General features: G+C 68.9%; 5 protein-coding genes. 3 read left to right on the top strand and 2 right to left on the bottom strand.

Annotated features, from left to right (window positions below; translation table 11 throughout):
- Together Q7T84_RS00095 and Q7T84_RS00090 are read right to left on the bottom strand one after the other, a co-directional pair.
- The coding region (locus Q7T84_RS00095) for a flagellar hook capping FlgD N-terminal domain-containing protein (RefSeq protein WP_304805528.1) at positions 1-181 on the bottom strand (181 nt) is incomplete at its 3' end.
- Positions 182-190: 9 nt separating this feature from the next.
- On the bottom strand, positions 191-1,735 hold the full coding sequence (locus Q7T84_RS00090) for a flagellar hook-length control protein FliK (protein WP_304805527.1): 1,545 nt from the start codon (positions 1,733-1,735) through the stop codon (positions 191-193).
- Positions 1,736-2,179: 444 nt separating this feature from the next.
- On the opposite strand from Q7T84_RS00090, the gene Q7T84_RS00085 reads away from it, so the two are divergent.
- The 3 genes from Q7T84_RS00085 to Q7T84_RS00075 form a co-directional block, all read left to right on the top strand.
- Positions 2,180-3,853, top strand: coding sequence for a hypothetical protein (locus Q7T84_RS00085; protein ID WP_304805526.1), 1,674 nt, complete (start codon positions 2,180-2,182; stop codon positions 3,851-3,853).
- A gap of 49 nt (positions 3,854-3,902) precedes the next feature.
- The gene (gene mnmA, locus Q7T84_RS00080) at positions 3,903-5,060 is read left to right on the top strand and encodes a tRNA 2-thiouridine(34) synthase MnmA (protein ID WP_304805525.1); all 1,158 of its coding nucleotides are present in this window, start codon (positions 3,903-3,905) and stop codon (positions 5,058-5,060) included.
- A gap of 184 nt (positions 5,061-5,244) precedes the next feature.
- A partial coding sequence (locus Q7T84_RS00075) for an acetyl-CoA C-acyltransferase (RefSeq protein WP_304805524.1) occupies positions 5,245-6,420 on the top strand: 1,176 nt, incomplete at its 3' end.

The raw sequence follows: 6,420 nt of genomic DNA, 5'->3' as shown, positions 1-6,420 counted from the left end.
CGGTCATCTGCACCAGTTGCTGGGTGAACTGGGTGGAGTCCATCGGCGACAGCGGGTCCTGGTTTTTGATCTGCGCCGTCAACAAGCTCATGAACGACTCATAACTGTCGGCCATGCGCGTGCGGCCGGTATCGGCCGCTTTTGGGGTGGCGCCAGCGCCGGCTGTGGGATCGATAGCCATGAGTGTCCCCTAGATCCGAACGTCGACGCCGGTGGTCGACCGGCGTCCGTAATTGAGTGCGAGCGAGCTGGCGGCTTCCACGGTCTCGCCAGCGGCGAGCACGGCTTGGAAGGCGCGGCCACGCCAAGCGGCGTCATCGTTCTGTTGCTGTTGAGGCGCGCCGCGACCGTCGCTGCGATCGCTGGCGACATCGAAGGAGAGCCCACCGGAAAGATCGAAGCCGGCCTGTTCAAGCGCGCGTTGTAGTTCGTACGACCGCGCGCGGAGCTCGGCGGCGGCCTGCGGGGTGTCGAAGGACATGGCCGCGGTCATCTTGCCGCTCGCGGCGATCTCGACCGACACGCTGACGCGGCCAAGGCCGGCAGGGTTCAGCTCGACGTCAAACTTGGTGGATTGGCCTTCCAGCTTCTTGGAGATCTGCGCCGTCAAGTTGGCGACGGTCTCCGAGGTCGCGACGACCGGAGTGGCGTGGGCCGTTGGCGCCGCCGTGTGGGCCGCCGGGGCGGGAGCTGGAGGCTGGAAGTCAGGTGCGTGGGGCGCGGCCGGCGTCTTGGTCTCGCGAGGGGCGGCGCCCGTATCGGTCTCTATGTAGGGTGCGGCCCCACTCGGCGTCGAGGCGCTAGCGTTGGGGGCCACGGCGGTCGGCAAGGTGGCGTCGTCGCTCGGAGCGATGGGCGTGGCGGTGGTCTGGGTCGGCCCACGACGAGCAGTCTCGGCCGACTTGGCGCCGCGAGGCGTTGCGTTCGGCTGAACAGGGGCGGCCTCCAGCGGTGTCTCCGCCGCGCGCGTCTCGGCCTGCGCCATGGCTTGGGGGGCGGCCTGCACTCCGACCGGCGGCGCGACGGCCGCCGGCGCTGGGGCCTGGGACGGGGCCTGGGACGGGGTTTGGGGCGCGGGTCCTGTCGGAGGCGTGATGACCGTCGAGGTGGCTGACGCCGGGCTCGCCGTAGGAGCCGTGGGCGCTGGCGACGCGCCGGCGGCGAGCGGGGTCTTCGCCGAAGCGTTGAGCTCGGGAGCCTGGTCCGCCGCGGGAACGGCGACCCGCGGATCCGTGGCCGCCGAGGTGACGGGAATTTGCGTCTCAGGCTGGGCGAGGCCGGCCTGTGGTGTCGCCTGGGATGCCGCGGCCGCCTTGTGGCTCAGTGGCGACGCCGGCGCGGCCGATCCGGCCAAGGCGGCGGGGGCGGAGGCGGGCGGCAGGAGCTGGGCGCCCGGCGGCATGAACGGGGCGGCGGGCAGGGGGGCCGAGGCGCCGGCCGGTTCGCCTTCGGGCGCGTCGGAGGGCGCGTCGGCGATGGTCGGCAGATTCTGCGGCGGAGCGGTGGCCAACATCGCCGCCAAGACCTGGGCTTGCGCCGACTGGGGCGGCGTGGTCGGACCGTCAGCCAAGCCGGGCTGCAGCGCGGCGTCTTCGTCCGACACCTCCTTGTCGGCGAATGGGCCGTCTACGGCCTGTTGCCCAGCTTCGCCGAAGAGCCCGGCCAGCAGTGCCTCAAAGCCCCCTGCCGACTCTTGGACGGCGGGCGCGGTCGAGGGTCCGGTGAGTGGACTCATGATCGGCAAATTGAGCAGTGGTGCTGTCATGGCTCCCGGATGATCCGGCCCGTTGTCGCGATGGAGCGCTTCTGCGCCGTACATTCGGCAGGGTCGGAGCAACCTTCGCGCCACCTTCGGAATCCAGAAGTAACGGAATGAAAAATAAGAAGAATATAGTTTTCTTGGTCGGACCGGGTCGCGACGGGAGTGCGTTTTTTGCCGGGCCGAACCGGGGCGATAGGTCGTCCCTGCCGGTCTGAGGGGCTGCGTAGCCAAGCCTCGCAACGCCATGGCTTGGACTTGGCGCCGGTCTTGCGCCCTCGTTTGGGAGATCAAACGGCCCCCAGACGGAACGGCATTGAAAAGCTTGGATTTTTGTAAGCGGTTCGCGCGGGCGTACACCGACATCTCGGCAGATTTCGCCGGGTCGCGCGACAGGCTTTGCCAAGCGGGGGGCAAACTATGTCGTTGATGGCGCTGTCGAACGCGCCGCCGCCGGGCCTCAACCCCGCGCAGGTGAACCTGCGATCAACCCCGGACAATATCGCCCGGGTCAATTCGCCAGGCTCTGTCCGCAAACCGGCGATCCCCTCGCCGCTCGTCGCTGGCGGCCAGGGCGCGGGTCTCTCGGTCGAGGGCGCCGCGCGGACCGCCGACCGGTATCTGCGATTGGCCAACCTGACCGCCTCGTCTGACGCCGGCCGCTGGAGCGTGATCTCGCAGGAGCTAGGCGACGCCCAGGGCCTGTTCGACCTCCCGCGCCCTGACGACATCTTCACGGCCTTCGCCGCCGCGGCGGACGATCCCTCGCCGAGCCGCCGCAGTCGGGCGATTGCTCAGGTCCAGGACTTCCTCGCCCAATCGGCGCGTATCGATACGCAGTCTAGCCAGTTCGGCGAGGCGTTGGACGGACGCATCTCCGCCGACATTGATCGCGCGAACGATCTGCTGGGCCAGATCAGCCAACTCAACGCCGAGATCAGCCGCTCCAAACTGGCCATCGGCGAGGCCTCGGACCCTGAGAGCAACCAGAGCCAACTGGTCGACGAACTCGTCACACTGATGAGTGCGCGGGTGGCGCCGAAGGCCAACGGCGGCGTCACCGTCCGTTCGGCCGAGGGACTGCTGCTGGCTGGCGATGGCGGGGCGGCGACGCTCAGCTACAACCGCGCAGATCCGACCAAGGGGTATGTCGCCGTCGAGCCGGAGGGTGAGATCGGGTTCGCCCAGCCGATCCAGATCACCGGCGGCGAGATCGCCGGTCTGATTGAGCTGCGCGACACGACCTTACCCGCCCTGGCCGACCAACTTGGCGAATTCGTCTGGCGCACGGCCGAGCTGGTCAACGCGGCCTACAACAAGACCACGCCCTCGCCGGCTCCTAACCTGTTGGCTGGGCGCGATATGGGCTTGGACCTGCAAAGCGCTGTCAGCGGTTTCACCGGCAGCGCCACCATCGCGGTGGTCGGCGCTGCTGGGGCCGACAACGGCGTGGTCCAACACGAGGTCGAAATCGACTTCGACGCCATGACCATGAAGCCGGGGGGCGATTTCGAGGCGGCCAATTTCCTGCCGGTCCTCAACCGGGCTCTGGGCGGCGCCGCGACGGCGAACTTCACCGACGGGGCCCTCAGCATACAGGGCGCGGCCGGGACAGGCGTGGGGATCGACGAAGGTGGGTCGATGAAGGGCGGCCGGGGTTTCTCGCATGTCTTCGGAATGAACGATCTCATCCGGTCGGCCGGGGCGAGGTTTAAGGTCGATCCCGCCGTGGTCGAGAACCCGATGAAGCTCGGGCTTGGTCTGCTTGATCTCAGTGTCGCCGCGGGCGGGCAGGCCATCACCGCTGACGATAGCCGCGGCGCCCGGCTGCTGGGCGAGGTCAGCACGACCCTTGGTAGCTACGCCGCCGAGTTGGGCGGTTCTGCCCAGCGCCAAGTGCAGATAGCCGACGCCCGCAAGAACACGGCCCTGGCCATCGCCAAGGAAGCCGCCGTTCGCCGTGAAGCGATCGAGGGGGTTAGCCTCGATGAGGAGCTCATCGTGATGACCACGTACCAGCAAGCGTCCAGCGCCGCCGCCCGTATGGCCCAGGCGGCCAGGGGGCTGTCCAACATGCTGGCGCAGATCGCTTAAGGCGCGCCCGACCTCGCAAAATAGGGTGCGAACCGCTACATAGCGCCCCATGAACGCGCTCTTCGCAGATACGGCCGTCGAGGCCGCCCGGGCCGCCGTAGGCTTGAAGCCCGGCGCCCGCGTGGTCGCCGCCATGTCCGGCGGGGTCGACTCCACCGTCACCGCCGCTTTGCTGGCGCGCGCCGGCTATGACGTGGTGGGTGTGACCCTCCAGCTCTATGACCACGGCGCGGCGGTCCAGAAGAAGGGCGCCTGCTGCGCCGGCCAGGACATCCACGACGCCCGCACGGCGGCCGACGCCCTGAACATCCCGCACTACGTTCTCGACTATGAAAGCCGCTTCAAGCAGCAGGTCATCGAGGATTTCGCCGACTCCTATCTACGCGGCGAGACGCCGATCCCCTGCATCCGCTGCAATCAGACGGTGAAGTTCCGCGACCTGCTCGACGTTGCTCGCGACCTGGGCGCCGAGGCCATGGCCACGGGTCACTATGTCCGCCGCGCCGAGGGGCCGGACGGGCCGCAACTGCAACGCGCCGCCGACCCGGCGCGCGACCAGAGCTATTTCCTGTTCGCGACGACGCGCGAGCAGCTCGATTTCCTGCGCTTCCCGCTGGGCGGCCTGCCCAAGCCCGAGGTGCGCCGCGTGGCCGCCGAGCTGGGCCTGGCCGCCGCCGACAAGCCCGATAGCCAGGACATCTGCTTCGTGCCGGAAGGCCGCTACACCACGGTGATCGACCGCCTGCGCCCGCATGGCGCCGAGCCGGGCGACGTTGTGCACATGGACGGCCGGGTGCTGGGCCGCCACGAAGGTGTCACCCGCTACACTATCGGCCAGCGCCGGGGGCTGAATATCGCGGTCGGCGATCCGCTGTTCGTGGTCAAGATCGACGCCGACAAGCGCCAGGTGATCGTCGGCCCGCGTGAGGCGCTGCTGACCCGCGCCCTCAGCTTGAAGGAAACCAATTGGCTGGGTGAAACCGCGACCATCGAGGAAGCCGTTGGCAGGCCCGTACTGGCCCGCGTCCGCTCGACCCGTGAGCCGGTGGCCGGGCGGCTGACGCTTGAAGATGGCCAGATCGGCGTGGCGCTGGACCAGTCCGAGGAAGGCGTGGCCCCGGGCCAAGCCTGCGTGCTCTATGCGCCCGAAGCGCCCGACCGCGTGCTGGGCGGCGGCTTCATCGCGCGGACGATCGCGGCGCTCTAGCGCGAAGTGTCATCCCGGTTTGCGAAGCAAGACCGGGACCTATTCGCGCCGCTTCGAAAAACGGCGCGGGGCCAAGCCACATCGTGATTGATCTGGTGTTCATTGGTCCCGGACAAGCGCTCCGCGCTTTCCGGGATGACAGCTTCGGGATGACGCCCGAACGCGGCCAACCTATATCTCTCCCATGACCCAGCGCACCGATCCCGTCGTCATCGCCTCGTATGCCCGTACCCCGATGGGCGGCTTCCAGGGCGTTCTCTCGCCGCTCAAGGCGACAGAGCTCGGCGCGGCGGCCGTGCGCGCCGCGGTTGAGCGCGCCGGCGTCAGCCCCGAGATGGTCGAGCAGATCGTCATGGGGTGCGTGCTGCCGGCAGGGCTTGGCCAGGCGCCGGCCCGTCAGGCGGCGCTGGGCGCGGGCCTGCCGAACTCGGTCGAGGCGACCACCATCAACAAGATGTGCGGGTCGGGCATGCAGGCGGCAATCATGGCCTATGACGCCCTGGCAGCCGGCGGCGTCGATATCGTCATCGCCGGCGGCATGGAGAGCATGACCAACGCGCCCTACCTGCTGAACAAGCATCGCGGCGGCGCCCGCATCGGTCACGACACCGCATTCGACCACATGTACCTGGACGGCCTGGAAGACGCCTATGAGCCAGGCCGGCTGATGGGCTCGTTCGCCGACGAGACGGCGCGCGCCTACCAATTCACCCGCGAGGCGATGGACGAGTACGCGATCGGGTCGCTGGCCCGCGCCAAGGCGGCGATCGAAAGCGGCGCCTTCGTGCGCGAGATCGTCCCGGTCGAGGTCGTGAGCCGTAAGGGCACGGACATCGTCTCCACCGACGAACAGCCGCTGAAGGCCGATCCGGCCAAGATACCTACCCTGCGCCCGGCGTTCGGCAAGGATGGAGCGATCACCGCGGCCAATGCGTCCTCGATCTCGGACGGCGCGGCGGCCCTGGTCATGACCCGGGCCTCGGTCGCCGAGAAGCTGGGGCTGAGGGTGGTGGCGCGGGTGGTCAGCCACGCCGGCCACGCCCATGAGCCGAGCCTGTTCGCCACCGCGCCGGTCCCTGCCATGCAGAAGGCGATGAAGCGGGCTGGTTGGAGCGTCGATGAGGTCGATCTGTTCGAGGTCAACGAGGCCTTCGCCGTGGTGGCCATGATCGCCGAGCGCGAACTGGGCGTCGACCGGGCCAAGCTCAACGTCAACGGCGGCGCCTGCGCGCTTGGTCATCCGATCGGCGCCTCGGGCGCACGGATCCTCGCCACCCTGCTGTCGGCCCTGGAGGCGCGTGGCGGCAAACGCGGCGTCGCCAGCCTGTGCATCGGCGGCGGCGAAGCCACGGCGATGGCG

The sequence above is a fragment of the Phenylobacterium sp. genome, assembly GCF_030654915.1.
Taxonomy (GTDB): Bacteria; Pseudomonadota; Alphaproteobacteria; order Caulobacterales; family Caulobacteraceae; genus Phenylobacterium.
Note: the sequence above shows the minus strand (reverse complement) of the source record. Positions and strands in the feature narration are given on the sequence as shown.